Origin of the sequence: Herbaspirillum sp. 1130 (assembly GCF_017833835.1) — a bacterium.
In the GTDB taxonomy this organism is placed as follows: Bacteria; Pseudomonadota; Gammaproteobacteria; order Burkholderiales; family Burkholderiaceae_D; genus Herbaspirillum; species Herbaspirillum huttiense.
Genome location: NZ_JAFICQ010000002.1, coordinates 834,108 through 848,892, shown reverse-complemented (window position 1 = coordinate 848,892; position 14,785 = coordinate 834,108). Strand labels below are relative to the sequence as shown.

General features: G+C 55.5%; 13 protein-coding genes and 1 pseudogene. 1 reads left to right on the top strand and 13 read right to left on the bottom strand.

What is annotated here, in order from left to right; translation table 11 throughout:
• Positions 1 to 53 precede the first annotated feature (53 nt).
• The 11 genes from JOD78_RS12605 to JOD78_RS12555 form a co-directional block, all read right to left on the bottom strand.
• Positions 54 to 509 (bottom strand): hypothetical protein, encoded by a 456-nt coding sequence (locus JOD78_RS12605; RefSeq protein ID WP_209567833.1) that lies wholly within the window; start codon positions 507 to 509, stop codon positions 54 to 56.
• A 70-nt stretch (positions 510 to 579) separates the two neighbouring features.
• Complete coding sequence (locus JOD78_RS12600) at positions 580 to 1,056, bottom strand: hypothetical protein (RefSeq protein WP_209567835.1); 477 nt, start codon at positions 1,054 to 1,056, stop codon at positions 580 to 582.
• 145 nt (positions 1,057 to 1,201) lie between these two features.
• On the bottom strand, positions 1,202 to 1,477 hold the full coding sequence (locus JOD78_RS12595) for a hypothetical protein (RefSeq protein ID WP_209568289.1): 276 nt from the start codon (positions 1,475 to 1,477) through the stop codon (positions 1,202 to 1,204).
• Between the two features lie 367 nt (positions 1,478 to 1,844).
• Entirely contained in the window at positions 1,845 to 2,282 is a 438-nt protein-coding gene (locus tag JOD78_RS12590) for a hypothetical protein (RefSeq protein ID WP_209567837.1), read from the bottom strand.
• Positions 2,283 to 2,321: 39 nt separating this feature from the next.
• Entirely contained in the window at positions 2,322 to 2,642 is a 321-nt protein-coding gene (gene imm45, locus JOD78_RS12585; protein ID WP_209567839.1) for an Imm45 family immunity protein, read from the bottom strand.
• A 166-nt stretch (positions 2,643 to 2,808) separates the two neighbouring features.
• Complete coding sequence (locus JOD78_RS12580; protein WP_209567842.1) at positions 2,809 to 3,048, bottom strand: hypothetical protein; 240 nt, start codon at positions 3,046 to 3,048, stop codon at positions 2,809 to 2,811.
• A 214-nt stretch (positions 3,049 to 3,262) separates the two neighbouring features.
• Positions 3,263 to 3,742, bottom strand: a complete 480-nt coding sequence (locus JOD78_RS12575; protein ID WP_209567843.1) for a hypothetical protein — start codon at positions 3,740 to 3,742, stop codon at positions 3,263 to 3,265.
• A gap of 663 nt (positions 3,743 to 4,405) precedes the next feature.
• Positions 4,406 to 4,801: a hypothetical protein gene (locus JOD78_RS12570; RefSeq protein ID WP_209567846.1), complete on the bottom strand. Its 396-nt coding sequence runs from the start codon at positions 4,799 to 4,801 to the stop codon at positions 4,406 to 4,408.
• 1 nt (position 4,802) lies between these two features.
• On the bottom strand, positions 4,803 to 5,099 hold the full coding sequence (locus JOD78_RS12565) for a hypothetical protein (RefSeq protein ID WP_209567848.1): 297 nt from the start codon (positions 5,097 to 5,099) through the stop codon (positions 4,803 to 4,805).
• A gap of 68 nt (positions 5,100 to 5,167) precedes the next feature.
• A complete protein-coding gene (gene imm45 / locus JOD78_RS12560) occupies positions 5,168 to 5,500 on the bottom strand; it encodes an Imm45 family immunity protein (RefSeq protein WP_209567850.1) in 333 nt (110 codons plus the stop codon).
• 62 nt (positions 5,501 to 5,562) lie between these two features.
• Positions 5,563 to 5,718, bottom strand: coding sequence for a hypothetical protein (locus tag JOD78_RS12555; protein WP_245202100.1), 156 nt, complete (start codon positions 5,716 to 5,718; stop codon positions 5,563 to 5,565).
• On the opposite strand from JOD78_RS12555, the pseudogene JOD78_RS12550 reads away from it, so the two are divergent.
• Positions 5,708 to 6,102: pseudogene (locus JOD78_RS12550) on the top strand (transposase); the annotation flags it as partial. The gene JOD78_RS12555 and the pseudogene JOD78_RS12550 overlap by 11 nt on opposite strands.
• Before the next feature lie 319 nt (positions 6,103 to 6,421).
• Here JOD78_RS12550 and JOD78_RS12545 read toward each other — a convergent pair.
• Both JOD78_RS12545 and JOD78_RS12540 read right to left on the bottom strand, forming a co-directional pair.
• Positions 6,422 to 14,056: a hemagglutinin repeat-containing protein gene (locus tag JOD78_RS12545; protein WP_348534265.1), complete on the bottom strand. Its 7,635-nt coding sequence runs from the start codon at positions 14,054 to 14,056 to the stop codon at positions 6,422 to 6,424.
• A 168-nt stretch (positions 14,057 to 14,224) separates the two neighbouring features.
• On the bottom strand, positions 14,225 to 14,782 hold the full coding sequence (locus tag JOD78_RS12540) for a toxin-activating lysine-acyltransferase (protein WP_209567854.1): 558 nt from the start codon (positions 14,780 to 14,782) through the stop codon (positions 14,225 to 14,227).
• Positions 14,783 to 14,785: the final 3 nt, after the last annotated feature.

The window sequence follows — 14,785 nt, the reverse complement described above, 5'->3', positions numbered from 1 at the left end:
GTGTTGATTCGCGATCTGGGTGGGGTGAAGCGGATTCGTCGTGCAGGGATTGATCAGTCTGTTGAATCTCGGGGCAAGCGTCGCCTCTGCTTTTTGGACAGCTTCACCGGCGGGTAGAGCGCCTCAACGCGTGCGATTTCTGCCAGTTCCTCGGGGGTGTGGAAGGAAACTGGCTCTGCCCATTCACCATCCCGGATGATCGGAAACCAGCCGGGATAGCTCGTCTCAAAAAAGGATAGGTCAAGGATGTTGTAATTGTCCTTATCGATTCGCCGCAACGTCACCATCGCAAAGCCATAGTGCGTATAGGCGCCTCCCCCGCCTGCGGGTGCTCGCTGATCGATCTTCTCCGAATCCCAATCATGAATGAAGCCTGTGGCTTCCGGCAACGGATCGTGAAACGACAGTTCGAGCTTGCCGCCGCCCTTTTTGCAGAAGCAGGGGATATTCGGCTGGCGCAGCATCGATTCAGTGTTGAGGTTGTCAGGGAGGAGGATGGTGAGATACATGGTCTTTATCTGCAAGGACATGGCAAAACAGCAGTCGCTATCAATACGGCCGATGCTCGTCAGCTTTACGTTATAACGACGAATTCTGCTCAGGCATCAGGGTCACTGCGTAGACGCGCATATCGTCTGAAAACTCGAATCGGACAAGATGGTCCGGCATCTCGTAGCGCATCCACGGGCGAACAAATCCAATCAGGGAGTCCAGGTAGCCACCGCCATGCTGCTGGGGTCTGCCCCAGTGTGCCTTGACGGCGTTGTGGTCCAAAGATGCCGTATCAAATCCGGCGAGCTTTCCTTGATACGATTTGTATTCTTCATTGCCCTGGATAAGGAAATGGGCAAAAGCAAAAATCCCGCTCCGAAATCCACATTCCACTCCCGTCTCAAAAAATTGATAGTAGGTCGTCGCGCCGACGGGGTCGCTGTACTCTTCGGGCGTTGATGAGATCAATGGCTGATCGGGGAGTTTTTTGAACAGCGCCTGGACTTCGTGCGCGCGCTCCATTTTGCCGATGACGGCAATGAATTCTTCTAATGGCAGTGTCATTCAACTGCTCCTCAGGTACTGATTTTCTCTTGCATCTGCGTGCCCTTGGCATTGATGTCTCGCGCCGCCGTGGCCGTGAGCGTGCTGTCAGGATTGGCGACGTACAGCGCGGCGAAGCACTCTACGCTGTTCTGCGGCGCCAGTCTTAGGATTTACGTGTATTCAAATAAGCTTCGATCTCCCTCGCGTCTTCGGAAGACAGTGGTTCGTCTGAAAACATTTCGTGAACTTCCTTGTCCCCAACAAGCGGAAGTAGATTTTTTAGTCGACCGTAAACATCGATATCGATCACTCCCCACTCCAGCAGCCCTGCCAGATAGCCAAGCCAGAGCACTCCAACCACATCGCTGGAGGCATGCCAACTGAGCTGATTCAATATTCTGCGTCTAAGCTCTTCCTCCTCAGGATAGCCATTCAACATCTTTACCTCGCACCGATCTATGAAGGGACATCTTTCTGACAGCCCATCAACAACTGTTTATCTGAACGGACCCGCAAGATGCACTTTTGGATCTGCTTCGCCGCAGCAGTGGTGTTGGCCATTACTCTATTTAGCGTCCAATCGGCTGCGACGTTGGCACTATTGAGATGTGACTTGGGACTACTTTCTTTCTACGTTATCTAATTTTAAATCGGCCGAAAAACTAGTTCGCTTACCTGTTCAGCGTTTCCTCAGACTGATAAAAAATTTAGATGCGACAATTTATTATCGTTTGTAAATTCCATATGCAAGGCATAGTCATCAAACACGTACTTAATCCAAAGAGGAAACGTCATCTGAATTTTGTTCATGGTCGACGTCGAAAGACCGATATCGCGACAAGTCCAAATCCGATTAATGCGCCCAAAAATGCTGCACTCTTTAAACGGCGCTCAATATTTTCACTATCTATTTTTTTCCAGAATGCTGGTGAGGTGACGTGTTCAACGAAGGTGACTTGTATTTGACTGGCGCACCGTGTGAATACGCCGCACCAATCACGTGTCAGTGAGTCTTGCAAAAGTTCTTTTAGGATCGGCGCGACAACCAGATCAACAATTGCAACAAGACATGGCATTGCGCAGATAGAGATGACCATCACACACAAAACCGGAAAAATAATCTCTTTATAGTTTTTTCTCATTGCTTCGGATTGACGGGAAGGAGGCGTGACTATCGCTTGCTCCAAATGCCGCCCGGCCAGGGCGAACGGCAGTTTGAATGAATACCTCAGGTCAACGCTCACAAGCAGGAATCACGAACGGCTGCCGCTGTACATCACTCATCAGAAGGAAACCTCGTACCGTCGGGTGACAAGCACATCCTCTATCAGGCTGTCCGGATAGATCCATTCATTCCAATTTTCAACTATCCAGTCTTTCGAGATGGCACGTCCCCCACAATCAGAGACCAGAGGCAGCTTGACCAACACCCGACCTGCTTTCACTCCTGTGCAAACAATGAGTGCATGCGCGGTGTTTTCACCCGGAAGATAAACCAGCATGAGATCCACGAATTCCTCGTAAGGCCATTGTGCCTTCACGCGAAAAACCGATCCTGCAGCAATCTCTTCGAGATCGGCTGTTAGCAATTTCTGCCAACTCATCAAGCTTTTCTCATGGCTCTCAGAATCCACCAATCCCTCCAACACTCAAACATATCTGGTGCGAGCCGAATATTATTCTTCGCCAAATTGCTTCTTTGTCCAGCGCTCACGTGCGGCAATCACGTCCTTGTAGCCGCTCAATACTAAAGTGGCATTCGTGCTTTAATCACTCGATCTGATTCAATGGGTAGCGAGACCAACCGAAACTTTCAATCTCCGCCGAATTTGCGCGACGAATTTTCGCTCCTTCGAAACCATGATGACTTCGAACATCAATCTCCTCTGGCTTGCGCCAAGCTGACTCGCACTCTTCGCAGAGGAGGAAAAGCTCACCTGCATCGTCATTCAGCGTAATGAACAAACGCCCTTGATCACAAATGGGGCAGGTGCCATGCCAGTATTCCATACTCTATATCTGCTTTTTCAAAAAACATCGGTTGAGCAATTGATGTATAGCCCGCCAGCAAGATGATATGTCTTACTCGATCTCTAGCTTACTTCCAAACCTCTCGTCGGTTGCTTATAGCAACTTCCAGCACCTCATATCTATGACATCCTCGCGACTTAAACTAGTCCGTATTCGCGACGACGAGGGTTGACGGCAATTTATTGAATGCGATTTACAGGACAATATCTTGCGTTCCGACTTCTTCAACCTCTTCATTAACAAACTTAACGGCGAGGCCAATTTCCGGCTCCCAAGTGCATTGAAAAAGCACACCGACCACTCTATCTCCCATACCGAACGATTGCTGAATCACGATCTCCGTTGGCCTTATCAGAGATTTTAGCTGCAAAGAATTCTCGATTCTTGGACATCTCATGTCACAAAGTTCTGCGCCGACAATAGAGCGATACTCGTCGCAGATGCGTTGGTAATAATCGAACAGAGACTGTTCAGCCAACAACATCAATTGACTTTTCTTTTTATCGAAAATTAGAAATGCCTCCCGCTGCTCTTCTTCTATCTCAGCTCCAACTTCGCATGGAACGATCAACTTAACGTTAATCAAATCCCCAAAAAGAGGATAGGTATATGGACGAGTCCATCCATATCGATACTCCAAATCACCAAAGACATCATCTTGTAATCGCTGCATCTTAAATCTCACTTTTTAATCTTACCTTCTAAGGCTTTACGGACATGCTCAGCTAGGCCCAAAAAATCTGCATATGCGGCAGAAGCAAAATTTGGGTAGTGTTCTGCAACATATGCCCCCCAGATCCTGAGAACATCCACTCTCCATCTGTGAAATTAATTGCTCAACAAAGGTAGGTCGAATAATCCAATTTGTGCCAGGCAAGGTAAGCCTCTGATGGCTAAACATATGCCATTCCATGCCGCCCCTATAAGTCGCTATCGCAGATTTGAGTTTGGAAATGAATTCCGGATTTTCATTCTTGAATCGCACTGAAGTAAAAGGGGGAAATTTCGAATGATCCTCCTGATACATTTCGCCGTTCTTTAGCACAACGTTCGCCTCTCTCGCTTGAAACCGCCTCCATTCAAGCTCAGCAAATTGTTCGATTACTCGGCACAATTCGTCACCATTCACAAGCTGTAGATTTGTCATTCCCCGCCTTTAACTATAGAGATCGAAACTCCTCCTGGATTCGTGCCTTTTATCAGTTGTACCCAGTCGCCTTGAGGAATCGGCTGCAATGATATCCGTACCTGATTCAATAGTGAGCTTGTTACCCGCATCAACGTGTGTATTGATCTGCTTGACGTCACTGCCGTCTCCACGGCCAGTTCATTGTTTTCAAAAACCAGTAACACCGTAATGGTCGGGGAAATCGTAGTTTTCAGGAATTTCTGGCCAAGTAAATCTGGCATCCCTGAACAAGACTTTATCAATTTCATCCTCGATATTTTCAAAGAGATTCATTAACTTGTGGGCATACAACCTAGCCCCTAGCAAAGCAGCAAAGGCTGCCAAATCATCTTTTTCCATCTTTGCTCTTTTAGATAGGCTGAATAAGAAAATTAGTCTATCCAAATACTTACCGAACTGTTGATCAAGCGATATTCCATAGTCAAGAGCCCAGCTGCATTGTTTACCGCTCTCAGCCATCATTTCTTCCTTTGATAAACCTATATCTTTGGCCAGCGAGGTAAACAGCTCCTGCACTACATCCAAATTTTCTTCTTTTTTCATTTCAGCCTTCTTCCTTGTTTAATTTGCTGGCCGCACTCGCAACCGAAGCCCCCGATACCGACGATGCCAACGCGGGTACCGAATTCTGTCGAATAGGTCCGGCTCCGCTGGTCGGCGTGATGTCCAGCTGGAAGTTGGTGACGATGTCCTGAGACTGATACGGCGCATTGTCATAGCGACAATCATCTGCACTGAAGGTGTGGCTCTTGACGTAGGTGTAGCTGGCCGAACCGGTCGAGACCACGCGCTGGCGGCCCAGCGGACCGGTGTTGTTGAGATTGGTGCCGTGATTTCCCACTTTTTATGACGAACACGGAATTACCCCAGCAATTTGCAATGCTAAGGATTGCATTTTTAAGCCCGAACTCACTCAGGATCTTGAGCCTCGTAGCGTGGAAGAAAAAAAACATCTTGTACCGAGCATTGCGGATAAACCCATTTCCCCCAATTTTCGATGAGCCATTTTCTCGATAGAGTGTTCCCTGTAGGAGAACCTGAATCTAGGGGAAGTCGCACCAGAACCAAGCCGGCCTTCCTGCCAGACGAAACGACTAAAGCATGTCTAGTCCTATCATCCGCCATGTCCACCAACATGAAATCGACAAATTCTTCGTAAGGCCATACTCCTTTAACCCGAAAAATTGCACCATGCATGATGTACTCACAGTCTTCCAACGTAACTAATTTTTTCCACACCATTAGTTAATCCTCAAGTCGTGTCCGCCACTGGATTAGCCGGTGGCTACAAAATTCGTCTCAGGTCAGTACACCTGCGGCACCAGCACTTCCTGCGTGCTGCCATCGGCCAGCGTGACGGTCTGCTTGAGCAGCCAAACGATGTCCAACTTCAGTTCCGCAATCTGCGTATCGGCCAGCGCCACGCCTAGCGCATAGCACTGTGATTGCGCCCCCTGCAAGCCGCGTCACCGGCCTCAAGAGTTCCTGTCCTTCCTGCGCGAGATCGACAATGCTGTACCGGCCGAATTAGACGTTCACTGCATCTGCGACAACTACGCCACTCACAGCCACCCGAAAATCAAGACCTGGCTAGCCATCGGACCACGCTGGTATATGCATTTCATCCCGATATACAGTTCGTGGCTTAATCAAGTCGAACGGTTTTTCTCGCTAATCACCGATTAGGCCATCCACCGCAGATCCTTCACCAGCGCCAAGCAACTCGTGCAGCGTATCGCCCCCTACAACGCGAATTGCCAGCCGTTCAAGTGAACCGCTACCGCAGACTCGATCCTCGAAAAGCTCCATCGACTTGCTCACGTATCAGCGGGACAGGACACTAGTCTCTACGAAACGGATCAAATAAGATGCTTTTTCCTAACGACTTAGCATCGCGGATTACTTGCACCATTGAGTTAATTTGATCAGTGATGGATCGATCAGTAGCCGGAACATTCTGCAATTCTTGAATAAGCAATTCAAGCTGAGTATCAGAAAACAAATCGTAGTCGTCAAAACTTAGCTGAGAAAGGACTGGGAAACTTTCACTGTCCAATCGAAAAAAAAATTTCGCCAAGTCGATTGGAATCTCAAGTTTTCTCAGGCATCCATCTTGTCCTGTAGCGGCTAGCCGTTTATCCCAAATAATTAGGTAATACATATTTAAAAGGTCTTTCCGGGGAATACATTGACCAAATTGCCTTTAGAGTCAGTAATCACTGTCATAAAATTTGTAGGCTGTCCATCCGCCTTAGCATCAATTCCTATATTGCGCCCCATATCAACTGTTCGGATGTAATTACCACTTGTCGGCGACTGATATGCTGGCGTATTTACAACCAGAGGATCTTGTAGAGCGATCTTTAACTCCTCCTTAGGAATTGTAAATGCAGATTTATTCGCGCCCCAAGTACCGCCATGTTTTTTCCAAGCGTACTCGAGCCCACTACCGGTAATATTGGCATCCCCTGTTCTTACATTAATTCTTGATGCAACAACTCCATCTGCCGCCTTGATTTCAATATTCTTCCCTTGACTAGTCTGCGCGAACACCACATTGTCATCTAGGTCCACCGCAGTACGATTACCCGTCGTGGTTGGCAAACGTGGTCCAGTAGAGCTTCCCGGTATCCGAACGTTCGTATTTCCACTTCCTCCAAATGCCATTGCCGTGATGGCCGCCTGCAAGAACTGTTTAGAACCAATTACCTCCTGAGTACTCATCAAATTCTCGACCGCCGCTCGCTCGATCACGGACATCCATAGCGAGCTTAGATTCAAGGACTCTTGCGGAGAAAGGTCTTCTGAATCAACCAATACTTTGAGCTTAGCCAGTTCAGAGTCAACATCCTGCCGCGTCACGCTACCTTTAGGTTTACGTAGCATGTCTGCTGCACTTGTAGCGGCGACTTTAATTCTCTCGGTCGTTCCCTTGACGAAGGCTGTCGCGTTATTTTCTGTCTCGATAATAGCGGCGAGGGTTGATGTGACTACATCTCCTCCAAATACACTGGATGTACCCGCAACGATTGAAGCCACAAGGTCTTTCCTACTTTGTCTTTCCTCTTGCGACAGCGAGGAGGCAGTCTCTCCATTCAATCCATTGAGTAAATTGTTCAGAACCACGCTTGCTGCTGCGCCTGTTGCTCCGGCACCGCAACTATGGCCTTGTGCAGCGGCCCCTGCACAAGCCACCAGACCTTGCAAGGCAGCTCTTGCAGAGTCACTGTCGAGAAGATCGGCGATCCCTTTTACTTCCTGAGTGGCGAGACCTTGGAAATAGTAAGCGGCAGCACTCTTTAAGAATGATCCCGTTGACCCTGCAACATTACCGCCTATACCACCACTGACAGCCGTCAAGACTAGACGCCCTGTCCCAGCCATTTCCCATTTATCATTATCACTTAGTGTCTTTTCGAGCTTGGCAAGCTTAACAACATCTTGCTGATCCTTCGGTTTCGAAAGTTCGTTGTCCAGCTCCTTTTGCGCTTCCTTCGATTCTTTCGCTCGATTTTCAAGGAAGGCTCCCACCTCTCGAGTAAAAGCTCCAGCAATCGCCGTTCTATTCTCAATCTCTTCCTTATCAAAAATCGGCTTAAGCGAATTACTACCATCCTTGTCACTGCTCACATCCCGATTCACCGACGCCACGGTCTGCTCCGCCGTCTTGCCCGTCAGCTCCTGCTGCTTCTTGTCATCCGTGATCAAGATGATGCCGCCGCTGATGCCGCTTCTGGTCACGCTCGACGAGCTACCGCTAGCGCCCATCACTACCGGCGGCGTTGCCGAGAAACCGCCATCTTTACCGGTGGTGGGCAAGTCCGCTCCAGGCACTCTCGTACCACCTGTCTGCGTATTGCCCTGCTGATCCCGACCAACCGGATTGGACTTTCCGGTGCTATACCCAATGCCAATGCCCACACTCTGGGCGTCATATTCAGCACTATTCTTGATATCGCTCTGCGTCAGCGTCTGCGTACTCAAGTTGTTCTTGTTATCGGCGACCGCCTTGTCAGAGCTGGCAATCACCGCTCCCTTCAGATCAGTGTTGCCCCTTACGTTGATCTGGAATCCCCCATCGCCAGTCTTCACGCCAGATTGCTCCATGACGCTGGCATAGTTGCTGTTGGTGCTGGACTTGCTGTAGTTGATGCTACCGCTCATCTGCCCCATGCCCACCGAGATGCTGCCGCCCAGACTCTGCTGATTGCTCTTGTAGGTGCTGGTGTCTTGCAGGCTCTCGATATTCAGATTGCCTCTTCCGCTGGTGCCCACATCCATCACTACCTGCTTGCCGCTGACCACGGCACCCTTGATCGTGGTGTCCGTACCAGAAACGATGGTGAGCTTGTTGCCCGCGCCTACATGCGTGTTGACCTGCGTCACATCACTGCCATCACCGTGACCGCGACTTCCCGATGCGCTGGCTGTAAACAACAAGCCGCTGGTTCCAATCGAGACACCGATGGCACCCGACATGCCCTTGTTCGTACTATGTTGTTCGGTCGTGCTCTGTGCGGCTTCCAGCCTGACTTCGTTGTCTGCCTTCAGCGTGGCATTGACACCTGCCTTGATATCACTTCCTTGGACAACGATGTTGCTGGCAACGCCGCCGCCCGTGGCGGTGAGGTTGACGTTGCCACCTGCCGCGACGGTCGAACCGCGTGCAGTGCTGGCACTGGATTGAGCATGGCTTTCGTTTTTGCTCGCACCCAGGCTGATGGACAGGTTGATACCGCCCACCTTGTCAGCTGCATTGGCATCCCGGCTCTTGAGCGTGCCGTCCGGGTTCTCGCCTGTGACGATCTGACCATCCTTCTGATCGATGATGTTGCCTTGCGCATCCTTGGTGTAGATCGTCTGACCCTGTCCGGCCTTGACGGCGTCATAGGCGTTCGACGCGGCCAATCCTCCCGTGACGCCAGCCAGGGCCTGCATCCGTCCATCGGTGGTTTTTTCGGCCGCCTTCTTCATCTGCTGCACCGTCTGAATCGCCGACAACACCGGACTGGTGATCTGCAACGTCAACCCACTCTGCTTGAAGACCACATCCTGCGTATTACGCTCGCTGTCCGTCGCCGCCAGAATGCTGATCTGCCGCGCCAGGATATCGATGTCTCCCTTGGGAGCCATCACATTGCTGCCGACCTGCTTGTAGCCACTCCCCGCGCTGATGGACACATTGCCCTCGGTACTGCCGACCGTGGACGACACCGCCGTGCTGCTGACGGTGCGATTCTTGTTGTCCATCTCCTGTTTGCCGATGGTCACCCCGAAGCCCCCGCCGCTGAAGAGACCGCTGGTCACTTCATTGCGCACGTGCGTGCTGTCGGACTTGTCGCTGGCCGCTACGATATTCACATCACCCGCCGCCGCAATCTGCGTGCCGCGCGTGGAGACCACGTTGCTGCCTGTGACGTTCACATCCTTGCCCGCCGCCACGCTGACCGTATTGCCGGAAACCGTACTGCCCGAGGCTTGCGACTGGTCCACCTGATCGCGCGTGGTCACCGTCTTTTTTGACAGCCACCCGCTGCTGCCGCTGGTCTGGTGCCCTTCATCGACCTGCTGCCGTGATTCGGCAGTGCCGAGGTTGACGTTGTTGGCCGCTGCCAGATTGATGGCCCCCTTGTCGCTGGTGGCGTTCAATCCCCGCGCATTGATGTCGTTGCCTGCCATCACCCGCACATCGCCGGCGGCAGCGATGGTGCTGCCGACCTCGCTGCTCATCGCTTCCTTGCGATAGTTGTTGGCATCCCAGCGCAGTGACTGGGTGGATTTCTCCGTCACCGTGTCCACGTTGACGTTATTGCCCGCTGCCAGCGTGGTACTGCCGCCCTCGCCGCTGTTGGCAATCTGCGCACCCTTGGCATTGATGTCGCGCGCCGCCGTGGCCGTGAGCGTGCCGCCAGGATTGGTGACGTACAGGGCCGCCACCCGTTCCACGCTGGTGCGGGTCGCCTGGTCGGTGGCAGTGTCGCGCGTGGTCGTCACCAGGTTCAGGTCGCGCCCGGCGCTCACGCTGAGCTTGTCGCCGGCATCGATGGTCCCGCCGATGTTGTTCACATCCAGCGCCGCCACCACCGTTGCGTCCTTGGCGGTGAGACGGCCGCCATTGTTGTTGATGGTCGCCGCATCCAGGGTCAGCAGGTTGCGGCCGGCAATGGTGCCGCTGTTGTTGGCACTGTCGCTGATCTTGAGATTGATGCTGTCGGCCGCCAGCAGCGCACCGTGGCCGTTGATGTCGCCGTCTTTCAGGCGCACGTAGAGTTGCGGCACCAGCGCTCTGGTCGTGCTGCCATCCGGCAGGACCACGTCCTTCTCCACCAGCAGCACCACGTCGGCGGTGAGCGCGGCGATCTGGGCGGCGCTCAGTTCCACGCCGACCTTGAGGTTGTACTGCCTGGCCACGGTCACCCCCGCTTCCAGCAAGGCGCGGTATTGTGCCTCATCGGTGCTGTAGCCGTCGAGGAAGCGGCGGCCGGTCAGTTCAGCCACCTGTTCGCGTACCAGCTTCTGTTCATAGAAACCATCGCCCAGGCGCTTCTGCGTCAGGGTCGGGTCCACGTTCAGCTGCTGCAGCATGTAGTCCGACGAGAGCCAGGTGCGATAGTTGGTGAAGCGCGGATCGCTTTGCACCAGGTAGTGCAGGGCCGGGTTGGTGTTGATCGAGAACAGGCTGTTGTCGGGCAGACGGATCGCGCCTCCGCCACCAATGGCCAGCGCCACGCCCGGCACACGCACGCCATTGGCCATGGCGGCGTTGTTCAGCCGGCCCACCTGCGTGCCACTGCCGGCCACGGCCGTGTTCTGCTGGTAGACCGTGGGGGTGAGGCTGATCGCCTGCACGATCTGGCCCGGATAGTAGGCCGTGCTGGAGACGCCTTGTTCGTCGCGGCCTTTTTTCTCGATGTTGTAGAAGTGGAAGGCGGTGCCGCTGTCAGTGATGATGCGCTGGCCCGGCACTTCCGTATTGTTGAGCGTGCCGATGGCACCGGTCAGGGTGCCGCCGGCGATGATCTGGCTCTTGTCGTTGTTCAGGACGTCAGCACGGATGCGCAGGCCCTGCCCCGACCAGATCCGCGCCGGATCGCTCTGGCTGACGCGGCTTTCCTGGATGACGCGGGTGTAGTCATAACGGTTGAAGTCATTGCCCAGCTTTACCGACGGGTTGCCGTTGGCGTCGCGCAGCCACATGTCGTCGGCTTCATCGTTGATGATGGCGACCTGGCTGTTGTCATAGCGCGTGGCTGATCCGGAATACTGGAACTCGCGCTTCTGCTCGCGCGAGACCTCCACCACCTCGGTGCTGAAATGTTCATTGGTGTTGTTGATGGTACGCGCAGACAGGTCCAGTGCGCCCTGTGCTTCGATGGTGGCACTGTTGTTGTTGACCGTTCCCGCCTGGCCCGTAGCCCGGTTGCCGGCATCCAGCGCGCCGCCGATGGCCATGTCGCCACCAGCAAAGAGCATGGCGTGTTCGCGGTTGTTGACGTTTTCTGCACCGATGTCGAGGCGGTCACGAGCGGCGATCACCGGCGCGGATGTGCCGCCATTGACGGTTTCGGCTTCGTTGTCCACGGTGGTGGCAGCGATGGCGACGTGGTCACCGAAGATGCGTCCGGTTCCCAGGTTGCGCAGGGTCTGGGTGACGATCACCGTCTCCTGCGCGTCGATGAGGCCGCGATTGAGCAACGTGTGGGCATCAGTGGCATTGAGCTGCAGGCGATTGCCGACCAGCGTGCCGCCCGCACCGTTCATGATGGTAGGGGCCTTGATCCTGAGCAGCGTTGCCGCCTGCATCAGCCCATCGTTGGCAAGCGTGCCGCCACTGTCGATATCGATGCTGCCATTGCTGCGCACCGTGCCGCTGTTGCTGAAGCCTCCGGTCAGTTTGACGGTCGTGGCCTGCTGGCTCAATACCTGGCCATCACCGCCCAATGCAGCCGCATCGATGCTGGTGGTGCCGGCATCGAGCTTGCCCCCGGTATTGGTGATGGCGAGGCTGCGGCTGTTGCTGAGCGCACCGTTGCCGCTGGCGCTGTCGGCATTGCGGTCGGCGATGCGCAGCGCGCCGCCGGCCGAGACGGTGCCGGCACTGTTGTCGAGGCTGCCGCTGGCGCTGACGGTGGTGCTGTCATTGGCGAGGATGGCACCGCGCGTATTGTCGATGCGATCGGCATCGATGCTGATGCGGGTGGCACGCAGGCCCTGGCTGGTGCCGCCGGTGTCAGTGTTGGAAAGGCCGGCCGCCTTGATGTCCAGGGCGTTGGCGGTTTCGATCAGGCCGCCATCATTGCGCACGCTGAGGCGGCGCGCCGGGGGCGCATCCACGCGATCCTGAATGCTCACACCCGCACTGGCAGAAATTGCGCCGGCACTGTTGTCCACGGACGTGGCGGCACGGATGGCGAGCGCCTCCTCGGCGCGCAGCTTGCCACGGCGGTTGTCGATCACGTCTGCATCAAGCGTGAGGCGCTTGCCGAGCAGGCCTTGCGAAGCGCCGCTCGTCCCCGTATTGCTGATGCTGGCGGCCTGTACCTGCAATGCCGCATTGGTCTGGATCTGGCCGCCCGTATTGGTGAGCGCCAGATTGCTGCCGCTGATGGAGAGGTCACCAGCGGCGGAGATCACACCGCCGCTGTTGTCCAGGCTACGTTCGGTGCGCAGGGTCTGGCTCTGGCTGGCCAGCACGCTGCCGCGCTGGTTGTCGAGCGACTGTGCCTGCATGCTGATGGTCGCGCCATGGAGACCCTGGTCGCTGGCACCGGTGTCGCGGTTGTCAATGCCGGCCGCCTGCAGGCGCAGGTTGGCGCTGGTATCGAGCAGGCCGGCCCGGTTGTCCAGGGCACCGCTGCCCAGTGTCACGTCGAGATCGCTGGTGGCCTGCAGTTTGCCGCCACGGTTGTCCAGGCTGGTGGCCGCAATGCTGGCGGTTTGCGTGGACTGGATCTTGCCGGTGTTTTCGATATGGCCGGCGGCGCTGATACGCACCTCTCCTGCGGCTGCGCCGATGGTGCCGGCATTGCGCACGCCCACACCGGCTTCGGTGCCGACCAGCACGATCTTGTTGGCATACATGCCGCCCAGTTGCGCCACGTCGATGGAGAGTGAGGGCGTGTCACCTTCGCCGTCGAGTTTCTCGACGACCTGGTTGTCGGCATTGACGCGGTTGGCCCCGGTGGTGATGCGCAGGTCGCGGCTCCAGAGGCCGGCATTGATGCGGACGGCGCGCGCGATGATGTGGGTGTAGTCGGACTGGCTGCTGTCCAGTCCCTCGCCTTGCACCGTGACCGTGCCGCGCCGGACCACGAATCCATCCAGATTGCCATTGTTCATGATGGCCGTGCCGGTCGTCAGCGTAGTGCGGCTGGCATTGATGAAACCGCAGCCATCGCAGGTCACGCCGGACGGATTGGCGATGATGACCTGCGCACGGTCGCCAGCCACTTCCACGTATCCGCGCAGGAAACTGGGATTGGCCGAATTGACCTCGTTGAGGATCACCCCCGCAGTGCCGGTGGCCAGGTTGGGATTGCGCTGGATCCAGCCGCCCAGTCTGGTCTGCACGTCATTGCGCGCATTGTTGAGGATGGCCCCCGGCTTGTTGACGTCGAACTGGCTGTACGTATTGCGCGACACGCCTGCCGCGCTGGGCGTGGTGATGTTGACCTGCGGCAGGCCGTTGGCGGTGGTCACCACCACGGCCTGTTGCGAGCGCGGTGCCGACGGATCGGCCACGATCTGGGCCTGCGCGGCAGGGAGCGTCAGCAGCTGCGCGCCGGCCAGCACCAGCACCGCGAAGGCCAGCGGCTGCAGGCGCGCAGCGTTGAGCGGCGGCACGGCACTGGTGGCCATGCCGTCCGCACCGGGTGCCGCGCCATGGCTGCGGCCCAGTTCCGACACGGCCATGAGCAGGCCGCGAGTCTTGTTGAAGATGACGCGATAACAGAGCTTGTTCATGGTTCAGGCAGAGAGGGCAAGTGGATCGGCGGCGCTGGCAATGGCAGGCGTGGCAGGCGGATGCAACGCGAACCAGGCGCGCGCCTCGCGCGGATGAACGGCCATGCCGTGCAGCTCCATGATGCGCATGCCGCGCTCCGCGCCACGGTGATAGAGGGTGCGCATGATGCGGGTGGCCATCAGGCGCTTGCGTACCAGCTGCATCATCAGGTTGGTATGGCCGAAGGGCGCAATCCAGTCGAGGATCCACAGGCGCTCGCCGCTGCTCCAGTCTTCCTGCCGCATCTGTTCCGGCGAGTGCTGCAGGTAGCGCGCTTCCGCCGCCTCGTCGAGATCGGCCCAGCTCATGTAGAACACCGGCTGGCTGCGCTCGGAGACCAGCACGAAGCGGCCTTCCTTGATCGCCGGCAGCAACAGCGTGGAGAGCGTATGCAGCGGCACATTGCGGTGACGCGCTGAATGCAGCCACAGCCAGGCCGCCGAGCCGAAGGCGGTGGCTTCGTTGAATTCGCCCGCCAGCAGGCGCGGCGCGAGGATCTCGAAACGGGGAGCGGGTGTCATGAG

Bases quoted from the DNA above. Each gene is read 5' to 3' on its own strand.
- JOD78_RS12600 (WP_209567835.1), bottom strand. From the start codon at position 1,056: ATGACACTGCCATTAGAAGAATTCATTGCCGTCATCGGCAAAATGGAG.
- imm45 (WP_209567839.1), bottom strand. From the start codon at position 2,642: ATGAGTTGGCAGAAATTGCTAACAGCCGATCTCGAAGAGATTGCTGCA.
- JOD78_RS12570 (WP_209567846.1), bottom strand. From the start codon at position 4,801: ATGAAAAAAGAAGAAAATTTGGATGTAGTGCAGGAGCTGTTTACCTCG.
- JOD78_RS12595 (WP_209568289.1), bottom strand. From the start codon at position 1,477: ATGTTGAATGGCTATCCTGAGGAGGAAGAGCTTAGACGCAGAATATTG.
- JOD78_RS12575 (WP_209567843.1), bottom strand. From the start codon at position 3,742: ATGCAGCGATTACAAGATGATGTCTTTGGTGATTTGGAGTATCGATAT.
- imm45 (WP_209567850.1), bottom strand. From the start codon at position 5,500: ATGGTGTGGAAAAAATTAGTTACGTTGGAAGACTGTGAGTACATCATG.
- JOD78_RS12605 (WP_209567833.1), bottom strand. From the start codon at position 509: ATGTATCTCACCATCCTCCTCCCTGACAACCTCAACACTGAATCGATG.
- JOD78_RS12540 (WP_209567854.1), bottom strand. From the start codon at position 14,782: ATGACACCCGCTCCCCGTTTCGAGATCCTCGCGCCGCGCCTGCTGGCG.
- JOD78_RS12580 (WP_209567842.1), bottom strand. From the start codon at position 3,048: ATGGAATACTGGCATGGCACCTGCCCCATTTGTGATCAAGGGCGTTTG.